Raw genomic sequence first — 23,958 nt, forward strand, 5'->3', positions numbered from 1 at the left:
CCTCGCCCCACCCGCATGGATAAGGGCTCGCCGCAGACAACGACGGCCGTTGGCGAGTGGCCTGCTCCGGGGTTATCCTCGCCTGATGGGGCTCTACGGGGTCCCCACACGATGGCGAATGCGTACCGAGGCGATCCGAGATGACAGACGACGTGACCGACGAAAGCTGGCGACAGAATCTCGAGGGACGTTTCGACGACCGCCTCGGCCTCGTGCGCCCCCCGGACTGGTGGACCGCGCTTACGCCCGAGCGCTGCCCGGGGTGGACGGCGGACGGCACGCTCACCTCGCTGCCGCTGCCGAACCTCGCGACCTGCACGCGCGACGAAGTCCGCGCCTATTTCGACAACGGCTGGACGCTCACCGAGCTGCTGTTCTCCGGCCTGATCGGTGAAGAGGCCTTCTACCGCCCCCCGTATCACCGTCTGCGACATCCGATGGTGTTCTACTACTGCCACCCCCCGGCGCTCTACATCAACAAGCTGCGCGTGGCCGGACTGATTCCCGCGCCGCTCAATCCCTACTTCGAACGCATCTTCGAAACCGGCGTCGATGAGATGCGCTGGGACGATATGTCGAAGAACGCGATGCGCTGGCCAGCGTTCGACGAGGCCCACGCCTACCGCAGGTCGGTGTACGCGCTGGTTCGGCGCGTCATCGACGAGCATCCCGGCCTCGCCGACGGCCACCCGCCGATCACGCAGGACGATCCGCTGTGGGCGCTGTTCTTGGGCTTCGAACACGAGCGCATCCATCTCGAAACCTCGTCCGTGCTGATCCACGAGCTGCCACTGCGCCTCGTGCGCCGGCCTGCGGGATGGGCGCCCCTGCATCCCTCCGCGACGCGCCCTGCCGCCTTTCCGCCGGTTCCCGGACGTGACTATCCGGAAATGGAACTCCTGCCCGTCGGTGCCGCACGGCTGCAGCTCGGCAAACCCGCCGACTGGCCCTCCTACGGCTGGGACAACGAATACGGCAGCCGCAGCGTCGACGTGCAGCCTTTCCGCGCCGCCCGCGGCCTCGTGAGCAACGGCGAGTTCTGGCAGTTCGTCGCCGACGGCGGCTACCGCGAGCGCGAATGGTGGTCCGACACGGGCTGGTCCTGGCGCACCTACCGCAACATCAAGTGGCCGACGTTCTGGGTGCCCGACGGACCCGCCGGATCCCACCGCTTCCGCCTGCGCACGCTGTTCGAGGAAATCGACATGCGCTGGGACTGGCCTGCCGAGGTCAACTGGCACGAGGCGAGGGCCTACTGCGCGTGGTTGAGCGCCCGACAGGGACTGCCCTGCCGCCTGCCGAGCGAGGCCGAGCACAATGCCCTGCGCGACCCGGTCGGCACCGTCGCCGACGATCCGGTCATGGCCGCGAGTGGTGAGGGCCTGATGCACCAACGCGGCCTCAACCTCAACCTCGGCTGCGGCTCTCCGACCCCCGTCACGGGCGGCAGGCCGACCGCGAGAGGCTTCCACGACGTCTTCGGCAATGTGTGGCAATGGCTGGGCGACCAGTTCAATCCGCTGCCCGGCGCCGAGATTCACCCCTACTACGACGATTTCAGCAGTCCGTGCTACGACGGCGAGCACCAGATGATCCTCGGTGGCTCGTGGATCTCGACCGGCGACGAGGCGAGCGTGTGGTCGCGCTTCCATTTCCGCCCGCACTTCTTCCAGCATGCGGGATTCCGCATCGTGCAGGCCGCCCACGACGGCGGCGCCGTGCGTCTCGATGCTGCCGATGCGCCGGGCAGGGCCTACGAGAGCGCCGGGATCACCAACGAGTACCTGCTGCTGCACTACGGCAGCCCGCAAGAGCAGATGCCGCACGAATCGGGACCGCGCGAGGCCTGCCAGTTCCCGCTGCGCTCGGCACGCTGGCTGATCGACGGCGCACGCGAACTCGGCATCACGACAGGTCGGGCGCTCGACGTCGGCTGCGCGGTCGGCGGCGCGAGCTTCGAGCTCGCGCGCGTGTTCGGCGAAGTGCTCGGCATTGACCTGAGCCGCTCCTTCATCGACGCGGCCACCACGCTGCGGGAGAATGGCGCCCTCGACTACGCCTGCCGCGACGAAGGCGAGCTCGGCTACCCGCTGCAGGCGCGCGTCGATCCCGCCATCGAGCGCAGCCGCGTTGCCTTCCGCCAGGCCGACGCCTGCTCGCTGCCCGCCGAGCTCATGGACTACGATGCGGTGCTGCTCGCCAACCTGCTGTGCCGCCTCCCGAGTCCGAAGTCGCTGCTCGGGCGGCTCGGCGGGCCGCGCGGACTGGTGCGCACCGGCGGCGTCGTCGCCATCCTGTCGCCCTACACCTGGCTCGAACAGTTCACGCCGCGCGGCGCCTGGCTGGGCGGCTACATGGACGGCGAACGCGCCGTGCGCAGCGCCGACACCCTGAAGGCCCTGCTCGGCGCCGACGGCTTCGAACTCCGGCGTGAAGCCGAAATGCCCCTCGTAATCCGCGAGCACGCGCGCAAGTACCAGTACATCGTGACGCACGCGATGCTCTGGCAGCGCGTGCGCTGACTGCCACCAACAGACCCGACGGCCCTCCCAGACCATGAGCTTCCGATACCTGCAGAGCCTCTTCAATCCGCAGTCGATCGCAGTGATCGGCGCCAGCGCCCGGCCCCGGCGCATCGGCAGCGTGGTCATGCGCAACCTGCTGGCCGGCGGATTCGGCGGTGCGATCATGCCGGTCAACCCCAAGCGCGACGCCGTCGCCGGGGTGCTGACCTATCCGAACGTCGCAGCCCTGCCGCGCACCCCGGATCTCGCCATCATCTGCACCCCGCCCTCTGCCATCCCGGGCATCCTCGACCAGCTCGGCGAACGCGGCACGCGCGCGGCCATTGTCATGGCAAGCCAACTCGGCACCACGCTGGGAACGGACGGACGACCGCTCGACGTGGCGATCCTCGAGATCGCCCGCCGTCACGGGATCCGCATCCTCGGGGGCAGCACGCTCGGCGTGATGGTGCCGCAAGCGGGCCTGAACGCGACCTTCTCGCAGGTCGGCGGACTGTCGGGCAACATCGGCTTCGTCTCGCAGTCCGACGCCGTCGGCACGATGGTGCTCGACTGGGCGCAGCCGAAGAAGATCGGCTTCTCGCACTTCGTGTCGCTCGGCGAGGCGCTCGACATCGGCTTTGGCGAAGTGCTCGACTTCCTCGGCAGCGATCCCGGCACGCGCGCGATCCTGATGTACATCGAATCGATCCGCGAACGCCGCAGCTTCATGGCGGCCGCACGCGCCGCGGCCCGCAACAAGCCGGTGGTGGCGATCAAGGCCGGACGCGCGCAGCGCACCATGTCGGGCATCGGCGACCCCCTGTTCCTCGACAGCCCCGGCCTGATCGGCAGCGACGACGTGGCTGACGCCGTGCTGCGCCGCGCCGGCATCCTGCGCGTCGACCACCTCAACGAGCTGTTCGGTGCGGTCGAGACGGTCGTGCGCTCGCGCCCGATCCACGGCGACCGCCTCGTCGTCATCAGCAACGGCGGCGGCGCCGGCATCATGGCCGAGGACAGCCTGCATCTCGGCGGCTACGCACTGCCGGACCTCTACCCCAACACGCTCACACGCCTGCGCCGCCTGCTGCCGCCCGACTGGAACGGCCGCAATCCGATCGCGATCCGCGTCGACGCGCCGCCCAAGCGCTACGAAGATGTGCTGAAGATCCTGTGCGAGGAGCAGGACGGCGACGCGATCCTGGTGATCCACACGCCCAACGCCCTCACGCCCAGCATGGAGATCGCCGAAGCGGCGATCAAGACCATCCGCAGCGTCGGCGGCAACCTCCTCACGTGCTGGATCGGCGACGAGACCGCCGCAGCCGAACGCAAGCTCTTTGCGGATTCGGGCATCGCCACCTTCGATACGCCGGAAAACGCCACGCGCGCCTTCCTGCACATGGTCAATCACCGGAACATCCGCGAAGTGCTGATGCAGGCGCCGCCCTCCACTTCGGAGAACTTCCGTCCCGACATCGAGGGCGCGCGCACCGTGGTGCGCAAGGCCGTCGCCGAAGGCCGCACGCGCCTGACCGAACCCGAAGCCAAGCACATCCTGGCGGCGTACGAGATCCCGGTCGTACAGACCCATCTGGCGGCCACGCCGCAGGACGTCTCCGCAATTGCCACCGAGCTCGGCACGCCCGTCTCCGTCACGGTCATGTCACGTGATATCCGTCGCAAGTGGGAAGTGGGCGGCGTCGCGCTCGATCTTGAAACCCCGGAGGCCGCCGAATCAGCTGCCCAGGCGATGCTCGTGCGCGTTGCAGCTTCGCGCCCGGACGTCAGGATCAGCGGCTTCGCCGTTCAGCCGATGGAAACGCGCGCCCATGCCCGGCAACTGATCGTCGGCGTCGTCACGGACCCGCTGTTCGGGCCGATGATCGTCTTCGGCGAGGGCGGACGGGGACTGGAGGTATACCGCAACCTCGCCATCGGCCTGCCTCCGCTCAACCTGCCGCTTGCGCACGATCTCATCAACCGCAGCCGCGCCGCGGGGCTCCTCGACGCCTACCACAATCACCCGGCAGTCAATCGCGACGGCGTCGCCCAGATGCTGACGCGGATTTCGCAGCTGATCGTCGACATCCCCGAGATCGAGGAACTCGACATCAACCCGATGTTCGTCGATGAACAGGGGATTCTCGCGGTCGATGCGCACATCCAGATTTCGACGGCTCCGCCGAATCCCCAACGACTGTCGATCCGCCCCTACCCCGAAGACCTCGCCGAACCGGCCAAGCTGCGCGACGGGCGTCAGATCGTCCTGCGCCCCATCCGTCCCGAAGACGAAGCCACGCATTACGAATTCCTCTCGCGGGTGACACCGGAAGACATCCTGTTCCGTTTCTTCCACTACATCGGGACCTTGCCGCGCAGCGAAATGGCGCGGCTGACCCAGATCGACTACGACCGCGAAATGGCTTTCATCGCCAGCGGGCGGGACGGTTCCGACCGTCCGGAGACCCTGGGTGTGGTTCGTGCCGTGGCCGACCCCGACAACCACACGGCGGAATTTTCCATCCTCGTGCGCTCCGACATGAAGGGCCACGGCATCGGCTCGACGCTGCTGAAAAAGGTAATCCGCTACGGCCGCGAACGCGGTCTGCAGGTGCTGGCAGGCGAAGTCATGGCGGAAAACGAACCGATGCTGAAGCTGCTGAAGGTGTTCGGCTTCACCGTCAAGGCTTCGGAGGAGCCCGGAATCCTCGCCGTGCGCCTGATGCTGCAGGAGCAGCCCGTCAGGACGTGAGCGTCGAGAGCGCTCGCAGCCACTGGCCGAACTCCGCCGCGGGCATCGGCCGCGCGAACAGGTAGCCCTGCCCCTCGTCGCATCCTTCCTCGCGCAGGAAGCGGCGCTGCGCCTCCGTCTCGATGCCTTCGGCGATGACCTTGAACCCGAGACTGTGCCCCAGCGCGATGACTGCGCGGCTGATCGCGATATCGGACGGATCGTCCGGCAGATCGTTCACGAAGGCCCGGTCGAGCTTGATCGTGCCGATGGGCAGCCTCTTCAGGTAAGCCAGCGACGAATAGCCCGTGCCGAAATCGTCGATCGCGGTGGTGATCCCCAGCGCCATGATGTCGTTGAGGACACGGCGGCCGTGATCGGGGTTCTCCATGATCACGGTTTCGGTGATCTCGATTTCGAACACCGAGGGCGGCAGGTGCCAGCGCTCGATCACCGCACGCAGCGTTGCCACGATGTCGCTGCGATCGATCTGCGGCCCCGCCACGTTGACCCCGAGCCGCCCGATTTCCAGCCCCTCGTCGAGCCAGCGGCGCGCTGCCGCACCGACCTGCTCGAGCACCTGCTCGCCCAGCGGAATCACGAGACCGCTGCGCTCGGCAAGGGGAATGAAGTCGCCCGGCGGAATCAGCCCGCGCTCCGGGTCGCGCCAGCGCACGAGCGCCTCCGCCCCGAGGTAGGTGCCATCCTCGAGGCTGAACTGCGGCTGGAACCACACCTCAAACTCGTTGCGGTCGATGGCACGACGCAAAGCACTCTCGGTGTGCAGGCGCTTTTGCGCCTCGGCGGTCATGTTGCGCTGGTAAAAGCGGTAGGTGTTGCGACCCGCCCCCTTCGCCTCGTACATCGCGGCGTCGGCATTGCGGATCAGTTCGGTGACGTTCGGCCCGTCGTCGGGGAACACCGCTACGCCGATGCTGGTGGTCACCATGCCGGTACCGCCGGCCATCTCGAAGGGCACCTGGATCACGGCGAGGATGCGCCGGATGACCTCGATGGCATCGGTGCCGTCGCCCAGCTCCGACAGGATCACCGCGAACTCGTCGCCGCCGAGCCGCGCGACCGTGTCCTCGACCCGCACGCAGGTGCCGAGCCGGGCCGCGACGAGTTGGAGCAACTGGTCGCCAACCGGATGCCCGAGGCTATCGTTGATCGTCTTGAAACCATCCAGATCGAGCAGCAGCACCCCGACCCGATGGCCATAGCGCTGTGCGCGATCGAGCGCATGCTGCATGCGGTCGTGGAACAGCACGCGGTTGGGCAGCGAGGTCAGCGGATCGAAATGCGCCAGCCGCTCGAGATCGGCCTGCGTGCGCTTGATCGCCGAGATGTCCGAGAACACGCCGACAAAGTTGCGGATCTCCCCGCCCGCGCCGCGCACCGCGCTGATCGTGAGCCACTCCGGATACACCTCGCCGGACTTGCGCCGGTTCCAGATCTCGCCCTGCCACTCGCCCGCGGTCACGATGGACGTCCACAGCTGGCCGTAGAAATCCTCCTCCTGGCGGTCGGATTTGAGGATGCTCGGCGTGCGCCCCCTGACCTCGTCGGCCGAATACCCGGTGATTTCGGTGAATGCCGGGTTGGTGGCGATGATGTTCCCGCGCGGGTCGGTCACGACCACGCCGTCGGCCGTGGATTCGACGATCGTCGAAGCGAGCTGCAGCGCATCCTGCGAGCGCTTGCGCTCCGTCACACGCGCGAAGAGCAGGTTCGCCAGCCATGCGAGCAGGAGCGAATTCAGAACGGCGATGACGAAGTACTGGGACTCGAACGCTGCCATCCGCGGCCAGCCCTCCATCGGCGTCGCAGCCAGAACCCAGTAGCCGCCGGGCACGCCCAGGCGCGTCTTGACCGGTTCGTCCGCGAAAACGCCCGGATCGCCGCCGACCAGGTCGCCTTCCTCGCCGCGTCCGTCCTTGCCGCGGACAGCAATGCGCAGCGCCTGCGAGCCGGTGACCCCGCCGTCGGCCAGAATGGCCTCGATGTTGCCGGCGATGGACACGGTGCCCCAGTAACCGCTTCGACCGCTGATCCCATCCTCGCTCAGGAACACCGGCGCCCGGATGATCACTGCCCGCCCACCTTGCACCAGCGACACCGGACCGGACAGCATGGGCATTCCCGACTGCATCGCCTGAATCACGGTTGCCCACTGCTCCGGGATGCTGCGGTAGTCGAGACCTAGCGCCTTCTCATTCCCCTGCAGCGGATACAGGCGTGCGATCACGTTGTCGGGGGCATAGGCGATATTGCGGATCAGCCGCTGGTCGGCGATCGTCTGCTTCGCCATTGCATCGAACAGATGGGGAGGCAGATCGCCCTGATGCTGGATCAGGTGGACGATGCCGTCGCCGCCGATAATCGCCTGCTTGAGCACCCCGTCGAGTTGCGCCTGCACCGTGGCGAGTTCGGCGATCGTGCGGCTGCGCGCCTCGCTCAGCGCCCGCGCAGCGTCGAGCGAGCCGAGCACGAGGCCGACGGCTGTGCCGACAAGCAACACCGCCGCTGCCGCCAGCCACGAAAGCCAACGAAAGAAAGCGGGAACGAGGCGATTGGCTACGGTCGTGGGCAAGATGGCGGGGCGGAAAATGATGGCTGGATGACTGCCCGAAAGCCGGGAATGTTACACGCCTCTCCAGCGCCGCGCACCCACCTCGGGACGCCCTTACCCCCCTGGCGCCTTGCGGCGGGATTCGGGCGAGTCGCACGCCCTGCGGCCACTCCGGACAGACGGAGCAAGCACGGCTTGGGCCGCGTCCTAAACGGGGTTTGCATCGGCCTGAATACTGTATATAGTTTCAGCTCGAAAGGATCACGCCATGTCTGCCCGATTCATTTGCCCCCACTGCCACGCCTCGCTTAATCCGCACGCGATGGAACGCGCCTACAGCGATCTTGCGGAATATCGGATCTGTCCGGCCTGCGACGAAGCGGTGTTCTTCGCGCTGCGCGACGCGCCCCGCATTCCCCCGTGGCTGCTGCGCGCCACCCCGACAGACCGTAAAGTCGAGGCAGCCAGCGTTCAGCCCGTCGCGTCGGCAACCGGCACTCTGCCGGAATGCCGATGAAGGCGGCGAACGCGATGGAAGTTGCGGATCCTCTCGCCTATCTGGATCACCTCAACGAAGCACAGCGTGCGGCCGTCCTTTTCGGCACGCAGCCCGACTCCCCGGACCACGATCACCCGCTTCTGGTGATCGCCGGTGCGGGTTCGGGCAAGACCAGCACGCTCGCCCACCGCGTCGCGCACCTGCTCGCCAGCGGTGCCGACCCGGGCCGCATCCTGCTGCTGACCTTTTCGCGCCGCGCGGCCGACGAGATGAACCGCCGCGTCACGCGCATCGTCGCCCAGCAGGCAAAATCCCGTCCGCGACTCGCTGGCGCGTCCCTCGAATGGTCCGGAACGTTCCACGGCATCGGCGCCCGCCTGCTGCGCGAGTTCGCCGGCCGCATCGGGCTCGAACCGGGGTTCACGATCCATGACCGCGAGGACTCCGGCGACCTGATGAACCTGGCGCGGCACGAACTGGGGCTCTCAGCAAAGTCGAAGCGATTCCCGATGAAAGGGACCTGCCTCGCGATCTACTCTGCCGCGGTCAACACCCAGGCGCCGCTCGACGAGGTGCTGCAGCAGTCCTTCCCGTGGTGCAGCGAGTGGGAGGCCGACCTCAAACGCCTCTTTCTCGCCTACGTCGAGGCCAAGCAGGCGCAGCAGGTCCTCGACTACGACGACCTGCTGCTCTACTGGGCGCAGATGATCACCGACGCCGATCTCGCGACGGAAATCGGCACCCGCTTCTCCCACGTGCTCGTCGATGAGTACCAGGACACCAACCGCCTGCAAGCCACCATCCTGCTCGCGATGAAACCCGACGGACGCGGCCTTACCGTCGTCGGTGACGACGCGCAGGCCATCTACGCCTTCCGCGGCGCGACGGTGCGCAACATCCTCGACTTCCCTGCCCATTTCGACCCGCCGGCTCACCAGATCACGCTCGACCGCAACTACCGTTCGACCCTGCCCATCCTCGGCGCCGCGAACGCCGTCATCGCGCTCGCAAGCGAACGCTTCACCAAGGACTTGTGGACCGAGCGCGCCGGGGCGCAGAAACCGCGCCTGATCTCGGTACGGGACGATGCGGACCAGGCCGCCTGCGTCTTCGAATCGGTGCTCGCGCGCCGCGAGGAAGGCGTGCGCCTCAAGTCGCAGGCCGTGCTGTTCCGCGCGTCGCATCACAGCGCCCGCCTGGAGGTCGAGCTCACCCGCCGCAACCTTCCGTTCGTGAAATTCGGCGGGCTCAAGTTCCTCGAAGCGGCACACGTCAAGGACGTGCTCGCCGTGCTGCGCTGGGCCATCAATCCGCGCGACCGCGTGTCGGGTTTTCGCGCCATCCAGCTTCACGCCGGCATCGGCCCGAAAACGGCCGGGCGGGTGCTCGACAACATCGCCAGCGCCGCGCCCGGTTGCCTCCTGCTCGCGGAGCAGCCCGTCCCGGACGCGGCACGCGGCGCGTGGACCGCCTTCGCAGGACTGCTGGAATCGGTTGCTGCCTCCAACTGGCCTGCGAGCCTCGAGCCGATCTGCCAATGGTATGCGGGCGAGATGGCGCGCCTGTTCGACGACGCAACGACCCGCGCCGGCGACATCGAACAGCTCGCGCGGATCGCCGCGACCTACCCGAACCTCGAACGCTTCCTCACCGAACTCACGCTCGACCCACCCAGCGCGACGAGCGACGAAGCGGGCATCCCGCTGCTCGACGAGGACTACCTGATCCTGTCCACGATCCACTCGGCGAAGGGGCAGGAGTGGTCCGCGGTGACACTGTTGAACGCGGTCGACGGTTGCCTGCCGTCTGACCTCGCGACCGGCAGCAGCAGCGAGATCGAGGAGGAGCGCCGCCTGTTGTACGTCGCGATGACGCGCGCGAAGGATGCGCTCGACCTGATCGTGCCGCAGCGCTTCCATGTGTCGCAGCAACCCGGTCATGGCGACCGTCATGTGTACGCCAGCCGCACGCGTTTCATCCCGAACCGGATCCTGGAGAGCTTCGAGCAGACCTCGTGGCCGCCGCCCGCGGCCGCCCCCCGCCCAACGGCGGAATCGCGCCGCATCGCGTTCGATCTAGCCGAGAAGATGCGTTCGATGTGGAAGTGACGCGAGTTGTCCCCAGCGGATGTGGATAAGTCTGTGTGCGGGTGCTGGATGACGCTCACAAGTCCTTCACCCGACAGGAAATTCGATCCGTGCTGCATGAATGGGCAACCGCATCCGTGTATCGCGGGCACTCCCGGCTGGGCCTGCCCCGCGACAGACGGGCTGCCGAATGCGTTACTCTTGCCGTCTGCATGTGCGCGCCTGCGTCACCGACAGCGCCACGCCTCCTTTCCTTGTTCCACCGGGAACTGACATGACCCCCGAGAAGACCCCCGACACGAGCCGGCACCAAGCCGGAATCATGAAGGCCGTGCCAGCGCTGGCGCGCCACCTGTTCTTCGCCCTCGACTCGGTGACCGAGCTGCCCGACGCGCTGAACCGGATCGCGCCGCTCGCCGACGGCGATGCGACTGTCATCGGCCTCGGCGAGTCGCTCGTTCGCGCCGCGGGCGGGCATATGGACGGCCTTCGCCCTTTCCCGACGCTGAGCGGCAGCCCGGTCGACATCCCCTCGACCCAGCACGGCCTGTGGTGCTGGCTGCGCGGCGACGATCGCGGCGAATTGCTGCACCGCAGCCGCCGCATCGTGGCGGCCCTCGCACCGGCCCTGCGCCTCGTGGAGGCGACGGAAGCCTTCCGCTACGGCAAAGGGCTGGATCTGACGGGCTACGAGGACGGCACCGAGAACCCCGAGGGCGACGAGGCACTCGCCGTCGCCTTCACCTCGACCGGCACGGACTCGCTGCAGGGCGGAAGCTTCGCGGCGGTTCAGCACTGGCGGCACGATCTCGATCATTTCGATCGCCTGCCCGGGAACGAGCAGGATCACATCATGGGCCGGCGCAAGAGCGATAACGAGGAGCTGGAGGACGCGCCGGAATCCGCCCATGTCAAACGCACCGCGCAGGAGAGCTTCGACCCGGAAGCCTTCGTGCTGCGGCGCTCCATGCCGTGGTCGGACAGTGCGCAGTCCGGACTCGTGTTCCTGGCCTTTGGACATTCCGTCGACGCGTTCGAAGCACAACTGCGCCGCATGGCGGGGCTCGACGACGGCATCGTCGATGCGCTGTTCCGCTTCAGCCGGCCCGTGACAGGCGGCTATTACTGGTGCCCCCCGATGCGCGACGGCCGCATCGACCTCCGCATACCGGGCCGCTGATCACAGGGGCCCGGCCCTCTCGGCCATCCTAATCGGCTGCAGGAGCGGTTCCGAGCACCTGCAGCGCGTCGGTGATCTCTGCGACGCTGCCGGGACGCACGATGCGCGCGACTTCGGCGCCGTCGCGCAGGAACACCAGCGTCGGCCAAAGCTTGACCCGGAAGGATCGCCCTAGCGGCCGGCCAGGGCCGTCCTCGATCTTCAGGTGGCGGACCTGCGGATATGCAGCGAAGGCTTCCGCGATGAGCGGCTGCGCGCCTCGGCAGAACCCGCACCATCCGGTGCCGAATTCCAGCACCGTCGGCTCCTTCAGCGCGTCGATCTCCTTGCGCTCGGGTGCAACCGTCGAATACTCCGTGTTCGATCCCATCCGTGGCTCCAATCCCCGTTGCAGACTCCGTGACTCCGCTCACGCCGGGCGCCAGCGGCCGAAGGACATCGCTTTCCTGATTCGCGCGGTCGCGAGCGCGATCGCTGCGTCGCGCGGCAAGATCGACTGCGCGGACGCCGTCTCGATCACTGCACGCGTATTCTCGCGCACCTTCTCCGCAATCGTGGCGATCGCGGCGGCCTGACTCCCGCCCGCATACTCCACGGCCCCGCAGATGACCCCGCCTGCGTTCGCGATGAAGTCCGGCACGCACAGCACCCCTTTGCGGTGCAAATACTCCTCGGCCGCGCGCGTGAAGGGAATGTTCGCCCCCTGCAGCACGAGCCGCGTGCGCAGGCGCCCCACATTGTCCTGATGCACCACGTCGGGCCGTGCCGCGGGAATCCAGATGTCGCATTCGACGTCGATCACGGAATCGGGGCTGCCCTTCTGTCCGCCCGGATAATCGATCACGGAGCGGCCTTCTGCCTTGAGCACGTCCAGCGCGGCGAGGTCTATCCCGCGCGGATCCCATAGCGTGCCCGCCGAATCGGCGGCGCCGACGATGACCGCCCCCTTCTTGGCCAGGAAATGCGCGGAGTGCCGGCCGACCGCCCCGTAGCCCTGGATCACGACGCGCGCACCCGCCAGTTCGAAGCAGCAGGCGGCCGCCGCCACTTCGCCCGCATGGGCGACGCCCCAGCCCGTCGCGCCGATCTGGTCGAGGGGGATGCCGCCGAGCTCGCGCGGCAGACCCACCGCCCGGCCGATCTCGTCGCGCACCCAGGCCATGCAGGTTTCGTCGGTCCCCATGTCGGGACCAAAGATGTAGTCGCGAATGTCGCGCAGCGCGCACGCGAGCCCGCGGACGAGTCGTTCCTTGTCGGGGCGCGGCATCTTGGGGTCGCCGTAGAGTACGACCTTGCCGCCGCCGTGGCGCAGGCCCGCAGCGGCGTTCTTGTAGGTCATCCCGCGCGCGAGCCGGAAGCATTCCTCCGTGCTGACGTCCGGCGCCATGCGCACACCGCCGATCGCGGGCCCGATGGCGACGTTGTCGACCACCAGCACGGCCTTCAGGCCGATGCCCGGTTCACGGATATGGATGATCTTCGCCGGCCCGAGATCGTCGGCAAAATCGAACGCGTCGCTCATCGCACCATCCTCCCCCATGCCGGGCGAGCGCGGGCGATCAGGTATGGAAGCGACCCACCGCCCCCTGCAGTTCCCCTGCCAGCGCGCCCATGTTGCGGGCCGCCGCAGCCGTCTGACCGGCCGCCTCGCTGTTGCCTTGGGCCGTCTGCTTGATCGTCTCGATGCCCGAGAAGACGTCGGCGCTCACCCGCTCCTGTTCCTGCGTGGCCGCGGCGATGCTGTCCAGGCCGCTCCCGACGGCGACCACGGATTCGCTGGCCGCAGCAAGCACGCCATTCACCGTCATCATAGACTCGCGGCTGGTGGCGATGTGATCCATCGCGTCGGCGATCGCGCGCGTGACCTGCTCGGACTGTTTGCCGAGCGTGTGCGTAATGGTGTCGATCTCGTTGGCCGAAGAGGCCGACTTCTCGGCAAGCTTGCGCACCTCGTCGGCCACCACGGCAAAGCCGCGGCCCTGCTCGCCCGCCCGTGCGGCCTCGATAGCCGCGTTGAGCGCGAGCAGGTTGGTCTGTTCGGCCAGTTCCTTGACCTCGCTGGTGATGTGCGTGATCGCCTTCGTGCTCGACACGAACTCGCCGACCGAATCGGCGATGCCGCGCACGGTGGTCTCGACCATGCCGACACGCTCATCCAGTGTCGTGAGGCTGGCGTTGCCTTCGTCCGAGCGACGCAGACTCTCGCGCGACAACTGGCGCACTCCCTCGGCGCTGCGGGCGACCGTGGCGATGCTCGCGACCATCTGCTCGACGGCCTGCGCCGTGGTCGCGGAGGTGGCGCTCTGGCTCTTCGACGATGCGACGACCTGATCGGCGCGCACGACGAGTTCCGCAGCGGCGGTCGACACCTGGGCGGCCGACTCGCCGACGTGGCGCACCAGTCCCGCGATCTTCGCCATCATCTCGTTGAAGACCGCCGACGCAATACCGATCTCGTCGCTGCCGCGCACCTCCAGGCGGCGCGTGAGGTCGCCCTCGCCCGAAACGATCGCGCGCAGTCCAGCGACCATGCGCTCGAGGGGCCCGGTGACGGCGCCGCGGATGAAGGACCAGATGAACAGGAGCACAACCAGGCTCGCGACCAGCGCGACCCCCAGGGATTCGAAGCGCTTGGCGGTGATCGCCTTGTCCGTCTTGTCGAGCGAGATCTTGATCCCGATCGTGCCGATCGTGGCGTTCTCGGGCGCGTCGTGGCACTCGACGCAGTTCTTGCCGAGGTATTTGGTGACGTTCTTCGTCGGACGGATCGCGAGCAGGTAAGCGCCCTTGTCGTCCTCGCGGACCTCGACGTACGGTTCGCCCGTGCGCAGCACCTGCGCCTCGAGCTCGTTGGGCTTCAGGTCGTTGCGCGGTTTGCCCTCGTCCTTGGCGCTTTCGACGCCCTCGCGCGCGAGCTCGCCCGGGACGACGCGCAGTTCGCGGATCGCCGCGAGATGGCTGATCTGGTCGAGCAGCACATGCTTCTTGTGCATCGTCTCGGTGATCATCATCGCCGTCAGCCCCGCCAGCGCCGAGTCGTGCATGCTGAGCGAAAAATCGATTGCCTGTTCGACCGCGAGCTTGCGGCTGTTGTGGCTGTCCCAGAAGATCATCCCCGCCCACACGACGATCAGCAGGGCCCAGATCGACGCAGTCAGTCGAACCCAGATCTTGATATCGGAAGTCCGCAGCATTTCGTTCCACCTTCGCCCCGCGCAGGGGCGCAAAAATTCCGGGCCACGCCCGGGGACGAACCCCGATCGCTGTGCGATCCGCGGGATGGCGCGCATCGCAGACCCTACACTCCTCACGTATCGCATTCTATCTACATCGCCACAGCGCCACGTCATGAAGAGGCGGGGAAATACTCGTCATTTCGTCCTATTGGCGATCGGCTCAGCGCCAGGAAACTGCCGCGTGCGGCGACGGTCGACGGATTGACCATCTGTTCGCCGGCGGACACCCCGCGGCGTTGCATGGTCCAGTTCGGGCCGCAGCCAATCGCGGTGTCAGCGTGACGTCTTTCCTTCGATGCGGGGTATGGGCGCCCGACCGGTGGGGGCATGCATTAGACTGGAGCTGGACAGGGTCAAGAAAAAAGAGACGAACGAGGAGACTGGCCATGGCTATCGTTGCCCGGTTCGAAGTCGAATTCACCCGGTTTCTCGATGCGGAGGGCGAGGCGACGCAGGAACTGCCCGCCTTCACACTCGATGCAGCCAACCTGATTCCCCTTTACCGTGCGATGCAGCTCACGCGCGCCTTCGACACGAAGGCGATCGCGCTGCAGCGCACCGGCAAGATCGGCACCTTCGCATCGGCGCTCGGCCAGGAGGCGATCGGCGTCGGCGTCGCCGGCGCGATGCGCAAAGAGGACGTGCTGGTGCCGTCCTATCGCGACCACGCGGCACAGTTCGTGCGCGGCGTGACGATGACCGAGAGCCTGCTGTACTGGGGCGGCGACGAGCGCGGCAGCAATTTTTCCGTGCCGCGCGAGGACTTCCCGATCTGCGTGCCGATCGGCACCCAGGTGTGCCATGCCGCAGGCGTCGCGTACGCTTTCAAGCTGCGCAAGGAGGCGCGCATCGCGGCCTGTTTCCTTGGCGACGGCGCGACTTCCAAGGGCGATTTCTACGAAGCGCTGAACTTCGCGGCGGTGTGGCGGGCCCCGCTGGTGGTCGTGATCAACAACAACCAGTGGGCGATCTCGGTGCCGCGCGAGCACCAGACCACAACGCCGACGCTCGCACAGAAGGCCATCGCGGCGGGCATCGAGGGTGTGCAGGTCGACGGCAACGACGTGATCGCCGTGCATGACGCCGCGCGCAGGGCCATCGACAAGGCGCGCGCGGGCGGCGGGCCGAGCCTGATCGAGGCGATCAGCTACCGGCTGGGCGACCACACGACGGCCGATGACGCGACCCGCTACCGCGATCCCGACGTCGTGCAGCAGCAATGGGCGAACGAGCCGATCCGGCGGCTGCGCAACTACCTCGCGCGCATCGGGGCGTGGGATCAGGAGAAGGAAGAGCGCCTGCTCAAGGAGTGCACCGAGCAGATCAATGACGCGGTCGAGGCCTATCTCGCGATCCCGCCACCCACCACGACGGCGATGTTCGATTACCTGTACGCGACACTGCCGGCAGCACTGCAGGAGCAGCGCGAGGCGGCGCAATGGTTCGCGTCGCACGACGGAGGAAGCAGCCATGGCTGAGCTGAATCTGGTCGAGGCCATCAATCGCGCCCAGGCCTGGGAGATGGCGCACGATCCGTCGGTGGTCGTGCTGGGTGAGGACGTCGGCGTGAATGGCGGCGTGTTCCGCGCGACCGTCGGACTGCAGGAGCGCTTCGGCCCCGAGCGCGTGGTCGACACGCCGCTCGCCGAGACGGCGATCGTCGGCACCGCGATCGGCATGGCGGCGCAGGGCCTGAAACCCGTCGCGGAGATCCAGTTCTCGGGCTTCATCTACCCCGCAATGGATCACATCTGGAATCACGCCGGGCGCCTGCGCAACCGCACGCGCGGACGGCTGTCCTGCCCGCTGGTCGTGCGTGCGCCCTGCGGTGCGGGCATTCATGCGCCGGAACACCATTCGGAAAGCCCCGAGGCGCTGTTCGCCCATCTGCCGGGCGTGCGCGTCGTGATCCCCTCGTCCCCCTCGCGCGCCTACGGGCTGCTGCTCGCCGCGATCCGCGACCCGGACCCGGTGATCTTCCTCGAACCGACGCGGCTCTACCGCCTGTTCAAGCAGGAAGTGGCCGATGACGGCGAGGCGCTGCCCCTCGACGTGTGCTTCACGCTGCGCGCGGGCACCGACGTCACGCTGGTGAGCTGGGGCGCGATGCTGAACGAGACCCAGGCCGCGGCCGAGGCGCTCGCGCAGGAAGGCGTGATGGCCGAGGTGATCGACGTTGCGACGCTGAAGCCGCTCGACATGACGACGATCCTCGAATCGGTCGCCCGCACCGGCCGCTGCGTGATCGTGCATGAGGCGACGCGCACCGGCGGCTTCGGCGCGGAGATCGCGGCGAATCTCGCCGAGCACGGACTGTATTCGCTGCTGGCACCGGTGCAGCGGGTCACCGCATGGGACGTCGTGGTGCCGCTGTCGCGGCTCGAATACCAGTACATGCCGAGCGTCGAGCGCATCGTCGCGGCGGTCAGGAAAACGCTGGAGGGCGCATGAAGATCTTCAAACTGCCCGACCTGGGCGAGGGATTGCAGGAAGCCGAGATCGTCGAGTGGCACGTCAAGCCGGGCGACGAGGTGCAGGCCGACCAGCCGCTGCTGTCGGTCGAGACGGCGAAGGCCATCGTCGAGATTCCCGCTCCGTGGGCCGGGCGCATCGAGAAGCTGTTCGGTGCGGCGGGCCAGATCGTGCTGGTCGGCGCGCCGCTGATCGGTTTCGAAGGCGCCGCCGGGGATGCGGATGCAGGGACGGTGGTCGGTGAAGTGAAGGTCGGCACGCAGGTGCAGCAGGAGGCGCCGGCCGCGGTCGGCCGGCCTGCGGCGGCGATCAAGGCGACCCCGGCGGTGCGCGCGCAGGCACGGCAGTTGAACGTGGATCTGTCCATGGTCACTCCCTCGGGGCCGGACGGGCTCATCACGCTCGCCGACGTGCAGCGCGTCGCGAAGATCCTCGCCGAAGTGGGGCCGCCCGAGATCCTGCGCGGCGTGCGGCGCGCGATGGCGCAGAACATGGCGCTCGCGCAGAGCGAAGTCGCCGCCGCGACCGTGATCGACGACGCCGACATCCACGCCTGGCCGGCCGGCACGGACATCACGATCCGCCTGATCCGCGCGCTGGTCGCCGGCTGCAGGGCCGAGCCGGGGCTCAACGCCTGGTACGAGAGCCACACGATGGGCCGGCGCGTGCTGGCGAAGGTCGACGTCGGGATCGCCGTCGACCTCACCGACGGGCTCTTCGTGCCGGTGCTGCGCGACGTCGCGAACCGCGACCCGGCCGACGTGCGCGCGGGACTCGACCGCATGCGCGCGGACGTCGCGGCGCGCAAGATCCCCGCCGAGGAGATGCGCGGCAACACGATCACGCTGTCGAACTTCGGCATGATCGCGGGCAAGTACGCCGCGCCCATCGTCGTGCCGCCCACGGTCGCGATCCTCGGTGCGGGGCGCGTGCATGATGCGGTCGTCGCGTTCGACGGCAAGCCGGCGGTGCACCGCGTGCTGCCGCTGAGCCTCACCTTCGACCATCGCGTCGTGACGGGCGGCGAAGCGGGCCGCTTCCTCGCCGCGGTGATCGCGGACCTCGCTAAGCCGGCGTGAGGGAGCGGCCGCTCACCCACCCGGCCCGGTGCGCCCGACCGCGCTGAAGCGGAACGGGCGCGCGAGGGCTTCGAGTACTGCGGCATCCTGGGCGTACAGGTCGGGGTGGAAATAGGTGCGCCCGTCCTCGCCCACCTCGGCCGTGTGGTACAGGATCATCACCGGCACCCGTCGCCCGATCTGCACGTTGCGCGTCTCGCCCTTCGCGATCTCCGCCTCCAGCGCCTCCGCGCTCCACTGTCCGGGATCGTCGAGCAGCAGCACCGCAAGCTCCATCGGCCGCTCGAGCCGGATGCAGCCCGAGCTGTAGGCGCGTTCGCTGCGCTGGAACAACGTCTTCGCCGGGGTGTCGTGCAGATATACCGCGTACGGATTGGGTAGCATGAACTTGACGCGTCCGAGCGGGTTGTCCGGTCCCGCGGCCTGCACGATCTGATGCGGGAAGCCGCCTCTGCCGTAGCGCGCCCAGTCGACGTCGCGGTCATCGATCTCACGCCCAGCGTTGGTCACTACGTGCATGTCGTGTTCAGCGAGATAAGCGCGGTCGCGCGCCACCTTGGGCAGAACGTCCTCCTTCAGGATCGTCGGCGGAATCACCCACTCCGGATTCAAGACGAGGTACTGCATCTCGGCGCGGAAGGCCGGCGTCTTGCGATAGGGGCGGCCGACGACGACACGCGACTGCCACGCGAGTTTTCCGTCCAGGTGCAAGCGGGCATTGAAGCCGGCGATGTTCACGAGCAGGTAATCGCCCGCGACGTCCTGCGCGATCCAGCGCAAGCGTTCCAGATTCACGCGGATCTGGTCGATGCGACGTCCCACGTCGACCTGCAGCGCAGCGACCGTCTTGCGTCCGACGGCCCCGTCCGGCTCAAGTCCGTGGCGTGCCTGAAACGCGACCACCGCGTCGCGCAAGGCATCGTCGAAGAGTTCGCGGTCGGACGGCGGCGGCTGAAGATGGTCGCCGCTCCCCCTGAGACGCTCGCGCAGGGCCGGGACGCGCAGGTCGCGATCGCCGGGCCGCAGCGTCGGGCCGGCCGGAACCGAACTCCAGCCGCCCAGCACCTCCATCGCGCGATGCGCGAGCAGGGCCGCGCGTAGCTGACGATAGGCATCCAGGCGCGGCGCATAAAATTCGATTGCCGCTCCGAGCGATTCGGCACCAATCAGCGCTTCCAGCGCCTGCACCGGCTCGACCGCCCCTAGCGAACGCGAGAAATTCCAGCCTTCGTAAAGGTCGCGCGGGTCCACCTTGCCGAAACGCAGGTGATAGACGAGCCGCACCAGCGCCTCGGTGAACAGCAGGTCGCGGTCCGCGAGCCTGCCGGCGTCCCGCACACCGTCGTTCGCGTGGCTACGCAATAGATCGAACTGGTAATCGGCCGGATCGAGGCCGTGGCTCGCGCTGTCATCCACCGCCCGCAGCAGCGCGCGCCGCTGCTGCGGGCTGCTCCAGACGGGCGCGTAGTCGCGGCTCGCGTAGAAGTCGGGGATCAGGCGGCGCGCGGCGATCTCCCCGCCCCCCGGACGCAGGTCGCCGTTGGTGCGCAGCGTGATGACGCGTTCGCGCAGCGCGAGGCGCACGGCGTCGCCGTCAGCCTCGCCAAACAGGCCCGCAGTTGCACTCCCGCCGGCCACGCACAGGGCCAGCGCGATGAGTTGTAACACCCGCCCGATCAGCCGCCCAATCCGCGCCGCCCGGTTTACGATTGCGCCCTTGTCCGGTCGCCTCGTTTTCCGTATCTCCATGTCGACACACCTCCGCCATGCCGCCGCACATCGCCGGCTCCTGCTGAAAGGCTTCGCCGCCCTGCCCTTTGGCCTGACCTTCGGCAAGGCGCAGGCCAGCGTCGCCGATCTCGACTGCGAGCTGTGCTTCCGTCACACGCATACCGACGAAAGCCTGCGAGTCGTCTACCGCAGCGGCGGGACCTACCTGCCCTCGGCGCTGGAGCGCATCGACTGGCTGATGCGCGACTTCCGCACCGGGGATGTCGCCCGCATCGATCCGCGCCTGCTGGATATTCTCCATACATTGCGGACGGTTTGCGGTGGAGAAAGTTTCGAAATCATCTCGGCTTTCCGCGCGCCGACGACCAACGAAAAACTGCACAAGGCCGACGGCAAGGGCGTCGCGACGCGCAGCCTGCACATGGACGGCCGCGCGATCGACGTGCGCATGCCCGGCTTCGACACCGCCGCGCTGCGCGATGCCGCGTTGGCTCTGAAGGCTGGCGGCGTGGGCTATTACCCGGAATCGGACTTCGTTCACCTCGATACCGGGCGCGTGCGCCACTGGGGCGCCTAAGCCGACGCGAACTGCATCCGCCGCCGCGGCTGCGGCGCATGCATGATGTGGTCGAGCGGCAGCACGCTCGTCTGCTTCACCGTCTTCAGCGCGATGTTGGTCTTCAAGTGCGCGAGCCCCGGCAGCCGCATGATGCGCTTCATCATCACGTCGGAGAACGCCACCAGGTCCGGCGCGACGATGTGCATCACGTAGTCCGCGTCCCCGCTCACCGAGAAGCACGCCACCACCTCCGGCAGCGCCGCCACGGCGCGCTCGAAGGCGTCGCTGCGCGATTCGCCGTGCCGCTCCAGCGTGACCTGCGCGAAGGCGGAGACGTCCAGCCCGACCGCGGCGGGGTCCAGCAGCGCTGCGTAGGACGCGATGATCCCGCCCTGTTCCATGCGGCTGATGCGCCGGCTGATCTGCGACGCCGAGAGGTGGATTTCCTCGCCGAGCGCGCTGTTGGTGGCGTTGCCGCGGCGCTGCAACGCATCGAGAATCTGCAGGTCGAACTTATCGACGACGATCTGTTGCATCGTTTGGCATCCTCATACGCATTTCGTGCATTAACGACCGCATTATGCGCACATAACGAACGCAATGTGCGCGATGCGCGCGCAATAATGCTCTACAACAACGTATAGGAGGAGCAACCCATGAACCTGGTCGAATCCCTGCTGCACGCGCTCAAGGACCACGGCGCCCGAGAGATCTTCGGCATCCCCGGCGACTTCGCACTGCCTTACTTCCGCGTCATCGAAGAGTCGGAGATCCTGCCGCTGTACACGCTCTCGCACGAGCCGGGTGTCGGTTTCGCGGCCGACGCGACTGCGCGCATCCGCGGCGGCCTGGGCGTCGCCGCCGTCACCTACGGCGCGGGCGCGTTCAACATGGTCAATGCCGTTGCGGCGGCCTATGCGGAGAAGTCTCCGGTGGTGGTGCTGTCGGGCGGCCCCGGCAAGGGCGAGGCGAGTTCGGGGCTGCTGCTGCACCATCAGGCCAAGACGCTCGACTCGCAGCTGCAGATCTTCAAGGAGATCACCTGCGACCAGGTCAAGCTCGACGACGCCGCGCGCGCGCCGGCCGACATCGCCCGCGTGCTGGCGAGCTGCCTGCGCAACTCCGAGCCGGTCTACATCGAGATCCCGCGCGACATGGTGCGCGAGCCGTGCGCGCCGGTCGAGCGCGAGGCACCGCGCGCGATCGACCGCGACGCACTGGCAGCCTGTGTGGACGAAATCCTTGCCCGGCTCGACGTCGCGAAGAGCCCGGTGCTGATGGCGGGCGTCGAGGTGCGCCGCTTCGGCCTCGAGGAAAAGGTCGCCGACCTCTCGCGCCGCCTCGGCCTGCCGGTCGTCACCAGCTTCATGGGACGCGGCCTGCTCACCGACTGCGACGCGCCGCTGGTCGGCACCTACATGGGCGTCGCGGGACTGCCGGACGTCACGCAGCTCGTCGAAGGCTCGGACGGCCTCTTCCTGCTCGGCGAAATCATCTCGGACACGAACTTCGCCGTGTCCGAGACCCGCATCGACCTGCGCAAGACCATCCAGGCGCACAACGGCCAGGTCACGCTCGGCTACCACCTGTACGCGAACATCCCGCTCGCCGCACTCGTCGATGAGATGCTCGCACGCGTCAAGGGCAATGCCGACAAGGCCTTCCCGGTCGCACACCATCAGTACCCGAAGGGCCTGGTCGCCGACGGCGAGACGATCGCGCCGACGGACATCGCGAAGGCGGTGAACGACCTCTTCGCCGCACACGGCAAGCTGCCGATCGCATCCGACATCGGCGACTGCCTGTTCACCGCGATGGAGATCGAGCAGACGGCGCTCATCGCCCCCGGCTACTACGCCACGATGGGCTTCGGCGTGCCCGCCGGTCTCGGTCTGCAGGCGACCAGCGGCCAGCGCCCTCTGATCCTGGTCGGCGACGGCGCCTTCCAGATGACCGGCTGGGAACTCGGCAACTGCAAGCGCTACGGCTGGGATCCGATCGTGCTCTTGTTCAACAACGAGAGTTGGGAGATGCTGCGCACCTTCCAGCCGGAATCGGGCTTCAACGACCTCGGCCACTGGGGATTCGCGGAGATGGCCGCGGGCCTCGGCGGTGACGGCGTGCGCGTGTCAACGCGCGCCGAGCTGAAGGCCGCGCTCGACAAGGCGATCGCGACGCGCGGCCGCTTCCAGCTGATCGAGGTGGCGATCCCGCGCGGCGTGCTGTCGACGACGCTGTCGCGCTTCGTCGCCGGAGTGAAACGCATGAGCACGAAATAGCGCAGGAGAGCGATGACGGCCGGAACAGACACCCCCGCGGCATTCGCCGCCCGGCCGCTCTTCGAACCGATCGCGGCAATGCTCGCGCGCTTCGCTGCGCCCGAGCTTCCCGGCACCGCGCCGCTCGACGCGCTGCTGCGCGACGTCGCGACCGGCGCCACGAGCGGGGGCGGGCAACCGATCCGCTTCATCCTGCCGCCCGCGGACGCCCTCGCCTACGAGGAGCACATCTACGTGACCGGCGAGGTGCCCACGCGCGCGGACGACTGGCACGATTTCTTCAACGCGCTCGCGTGGTGCGTCTGGCCGCGCGCGAAGGCGGCCTGCAACATCCTCCATCGGCGCGAACGCGACGCGCGCACCGCGGCGGGAATTCCCGGCCGCGGGCCGCGGCGCGACGCACTGACCCAGTTCGACGAATGCGGCATCGTCGTCGTATCGAGCGATCCGGAGATCCCCGCCCTGCTCGCTGCCCATGCGTGGGAAGAGGCCTTCTGGACGCGGCGCGCGCGACTGATCGCCAGCACCCGCTTCCTCGTCTTCGGTCACGGCACGTGGGAACAGCTGCGCGAGCCCTTCTTCGGGCTGTGCGGCAAGGCGCTCTACCGCGTCGTCGATGGGTCGTGGCTGGACCTGCCCGCGACCGAACGACAGAGGGAGACCGACGCGTGGCTGGCCGAGCAACTGGTCGATGCCGGCCTGCTCAATACCCCGCGCGAGCTTGCACCGCTGCCGCTGCTCGGGATTCCGGACGTCACGCCGGAAAACGAGTCCGCTGCGTATTACCGCGACACCCGCCAGTTCCGCCCGGAGCGTGCACTGGCGAACCAGCGGCTAGCGGCGAGGTATGCTGACAATCGCATGCATGAATCGTAGGGCGGAAAAGCGAAGCGCCTTCCGCCGCATGTCAGCCGACGGAGCAATACATTCGGCGGATAACGCCTTCGGCTCATCCGCCCTACGAATTCCCCTTCACCGCTCATGTCCGACGACGATCGAATTTGTGCGCCGCCCGGGCGAGTG

The 23,958-nt window shown here is 67.8% G+C and carries 17 protein-coding genes; 11 read left to right on the forward strand and 6 right to left on the reverse strand.

What is annotated here, in order from left to right:
• Positions 1-140 precede the first annotated feature (140 nt).
• Complete coding sequence (gene ovoA / locus AzCIB_RS09480; protein ID WP_083446944.1) at positions 141-2,522, forward strand: 5-histidylcysteine sulfoxide synthase; 2,382 nt, start codon at positions 141-143, stop codon at positions 2,520-2,522.
• 34 nt (positions 2,523-2,556) lie between these two features.
• Positions 2,557-5,262, forward strand: a complete 2,706-nt coding sequence (locus AzCIB_RS09485; RefSeq protein WP_050415671.1) for a bifunctional acetate--CoA ligase family protein/GNAT family N-acetyltransferase — start codon at positions 2,557-2,559, stop codon at positions 5,260-5,262.
• Here the strand turns inward: AzCIB_RS09485 and AzCIB_RS09490 are convergent.
• A complete protein-coding gene (locus tag AzCIB_RS09490) occupies positions 5,252-7,834 on the reverse strand; it encodes a bifunctional diguanylate cyclase/phosphodiesterase (RefSeq protein ID WP_157058475.1) in 2,583 nt (860 codons plus the stop codon). The genes AzCIB_RS09485 and AzCIB_RS09490 overlap by 11 nt on opposite strands.
• Before the next feature lie 247 nt (positions 7,835-8,081).
• Here AzCIB_RS09490 and AzCIB_RS09495 point away from each other — a divergent pair, with 247 nt between their 5' ends.
• The 3 genes from AzCIB_RS09495 (at position 8,082) to AzCIB_RS09505 (ending at position 11,579) form a co-directional block, all read left to right on the forward strand.
• A complete protein-coding gene (locus tag AzCIB_RS09495; RefSeq protein WP_157058476.1) occupies positions 8,082-8,330 on the forward strand; it encodes a hypothetical protein in 249 nt (82 codons plus the stop codon).
• Positions 8,327-10,420: an ATP-dependent helicase gene (locus AzCIB_RS09500; RefSeq protein WP_050415674.1), complete on the forward strand. Its 2,094-nt coding sequence runs from the start codon at positions 8,327-8,329 to the stop codon at positions 10,418-10,420. The genes AzCIB_RS09495 and AzCIB_RS09500 overlap by 4 nt, the downstream gene beginning before the upstream one ends.
• A 253-nt stretch (positions 10,421-10,673) precedes the next feature.
• Positions 10,674-11,579, forward strand: coding sequence for a Dyp-type peroxidase (locus AzCIB_RS09505; RefSeq protein WP_050415675.1), 906 nt, complete (start codon positions 10,674-10,676; stop codon positions 11,577-11,579).
• A gap of 28 nt (positions 11,580-11,607) precedes the next feature.
• Here the strand turns inward: AzCIB_RS09505 and AzCIB_RS09510 are convergent, their stop codons facing one another.
• From AzCIB_RS09510 to AzCIB_RS09520, 3 genes are read right to left on the reverse strand one after another with little or no spacing between them, the layout of a single operon-like run.
• Complete coding sequence (locus AzCIB_RS09510) at positions 11,608-11,949, reverse strand: thioredoxin family protein (RefSeq protein ID WP_050415676.1); 342 nt, start codon at positions 11,947-11,949, stop codon at positions 11,608-11,610.
• 39 nt (positions 11,950-11,988) lie between these two features.
• Positions 11,989-13,101, reverse strand: a complete 1,113-nt coding sequence (locus AzCIB_RS09515; protein ID WP_050415677.1) for a Glu/Leu/Phe/Val family dehydrogenase — start codon at positions 13,099-13,101, stop codon at positions 11,989-11,991.
• Between the two features lie 37 nt (positions 13,102-13,138).
• A complete protein-coding gene (locus AzCIB_RS09520) occupies positions 13,139-14,773 on the reverse strand; it encodes a methyl-accepting chemotaxis protein (RefSeq protein ID WP_050415678.1) in 1,635 nt (544 codons plus the stop codon).
• Positions 14,774-15,201: 428 nt separating this feature from the next.
• On the opposite strand from AzCIB_RS09520, the gene pdhA reads away from it, so the two are divergent.
• The 3 genes from pdhA to AzCIB_RS09535 are packed head-to-tail and all read left to right on the forward strand — an operon-like array spanning position 15,202 to position 18,366.
• Complete coding sequence (gene pdhA, locus AzCIB_RS09525; protein WP_050415679.1) at positions 15,202-16,293, forward strand: pyruvate dehydrogenase (acetyl-transferring) E1 component subunit alpha; 1,092 nt, start codon at positions 15,202-15,204, stop codon at positions 16,291-16,293.
• Positions 16,286-17,266, forward strand: a complete 981-nt coding sequence (locus AzCIB_RS09530) for an alpha-ketoacid dehydrogenase subunit beta (protein ID WP_050415680.1) — start codon at positions 16,286-16,288, stop codon at positions 17,264-17,266. Before pdhA ends, AzCIB_RS09530 begins: the two co-directional genes overlap by 8 nt.
• Positions 17,263-18,366, forward strand: coding sequence for a dihydrolipoamide acetyltransferase family protein (locus AzCIB_RS09535; protein ID WP_050415681.1), 1,104 nt, complete (start codon positions 17,263-17,265; stop codon positions 18,364-18,366). The genes AzCIB_RS09530 and AzCIB_RS09535 overlap by 4 nt, the downstream gene beginning before the upstream one ends.
• A 12-nt stretch (positions 18,367-18,378) precedes the next feature.
• On the opposite strand, the gene AzCIB_RS09540 is transcribed toward AzCIB_RS09535, so the two are convergent.
• A complete protein-coding gene (locus AzCIB_RS09540) occupies positions 18,379-20,115 on the reverse strand; it encodes a L,D-transpeptidase family protein (protein WP_083446945.1) in 1,737 nt (578 codons plus the stop codon).
• Here AzCIB_RS09540 and AzCIB_RS09545 point away from each other — a divergent pair.
• Positions 20,114-20,674 (forward strand): YcbK family protein, encoded by a 561-nt coding sequence (locus AzCIB_RS09545; RefSeq protein WP_050418308.1) that lies wholly within the window; start codon positions 20,114-20,116, stop codon positions 20,672-20,674. The two genes, AzCIB_RS09540 and AzCIB_RS09545, sit on opposite strands and share 2 nt — an antisense overlap.
• Here AzCIB_RS09545 and AzCIB_RS09550 read toward each other — a convergent pair.
• Positions 20,671-21,192: an Lrp/AsnC family transcriptional regulator gene (locus AzCIB_RS09550; protein WP_050415682.1), complete on the reverse strand. Its 522-nt coding sequence runs from the start codon at positions 21,190-21,192 to the stop codon at positions 20,671-20,673. The two genes, AzCIB_RS09545 and AzCIB_RS09550, sit on opposite strands and share 4 nt — an antisense overlap.
• 120 nt (positions 21,193-21,312) lie before the next feature.
• Between AzCIB_RS09550 and ipdC the strand changes: the two genes are divergently transcribed.
• Complete coding sequence (gene ipdC, locus AzCIB_RS09555) at positions 21,313-22,935, forward strand: indolepyruvate/phenylpyruvate decarboxylase (RefSeq protein ID WP_050415683.1); 1,623 nt, start codon at positions 21,313-21,315, stop codon at positions 22,933-22,935.
• A 12-nt stretch (positions 22,936-22,947) separates the two neighbouring features.
• Positions 22,948-23,811, forward strand: coding sequence for a DUF3025 domain-containing protein (locus AzCIB_RS09560; protein ID WP_050415684.1), 864 nt, complete (start codon positions 22,948-22,950; stop codon positions 23,809-23,811).
• Positions 23,812-23,958: the final 147 nt, after the last annotated feature.

The organism is Azoarcus sp. CIB, assembly GCF_001190925.1.
In the GTDB taxonomy this organism is placed as follows: Bacteria; Pseudomonadota; Gammaproteobacteria; order Burkholderiales; family Rhodocyclaceae; genus Aromatoleum.